At 59.5% G+C, this 833-nt stretch carries 1 protein-coding gene and 1 pseudogene; both read left to right on the top strand.

Features of this window, described 5'->3' with window-relative positions; all coding sequences use genetic code 11:
- Positions 1 to 521, top strand: a pseudogene (locus TR36_RS14050) (alpha-amylase family glycosyl hydrolase); the annotation flags it as partial.
- Positions 522 to 582: 61 nt separating this feature from the next.
- Complete coding sequence (locus TR36_RS14045; RefSeq protein ID WP_062763539.1) at positions 583 to 774, top strand: hypothetical protein; 192 nt, start codon at positions 583 to 585, stop codon at positions 772 to 774.
- Positions 775 to 833: the final 59 nt, after the last annotated feature.

Below are 833 nucleotides of genomic sequence, written 5' to 3'. Positions count from 1 at the left end.
TCGGTTACGTATCAGATCTACCCCCGCTCGTTTCAGGATTCGAACGGTGACGGGATCGGCGACCTGAAGGGCATCACCCGGCGGCTGCCGCATGTGGCGTCCCTGGGGGTGGATGCAATCTGGCTTCCCGTTTTCCCTCACCCATGCTGGACATGGGGTATGACGTTTCCGACTATTACGGCATCCACCCCGATTTCGGCACGCTGGAGGATTTTGACGAACTGCTGCGGGTGGCCCATGATCTGGGGCTGAAGGTCATCATCGATCAGGTCATCAGCCATTGCGCCCTGATCCATCCGCTGTTCGAGGAAAGCCGGCTGGACCGGACCAACCCCAAGGCGGATTGGTTCATCTGGGCCGATCCCAAACCCGATGGCACGCCTCCGAACAACTGGCTGGCCATTTTTGGCGGGCCGGCATGGACATGGGATGCCGGTCGACGCCAGTTCTACATGCATAATTTCCTGAGCGAGCAGCCGACCTTCAATTTCCATAATCCCGAAGTGCAGGAGTATTTCATCGTAATATGTGGGCGGTTATTATCCGTCCCCGGCGGCCAAGGCCGAATTCATCACGTCCTATGTGGCCCTGACGGACCTGCCGGATGATGCGGCGGGTGTTTTCGGTGTGGCGGAGGAGGCCGAGGACATCCGCGGCCACCTGATTCCGTTCGACCGCATGATGGATCTGGTCGCAACGGGGGAAATCCAGAACGCGCCCCTTCTGATCACAGCGCTTTGGCTGCAACGCGAAAGGGCGCGCCTGCGGGCCTAGCGCGGGATTTTTGCTTCCGCGGTCAGCGTTTTCACGATCTCGGGCAGATCCACACTTTC

The organism is Falsirhodobacter sp. alg1 (assembly GCF_000739715.2).
GTDB lineage: Bacteria > Pseudomonadota > Alphaproteobacteria > Rhodobacterales > Rhodobacteraceae > Falsirhodobacter.
The sequence above is the reverse complement of the archived record's forward strand: the minus strand, read 5'-3'. Positions and strand labels throughout refer to the sequence as shown.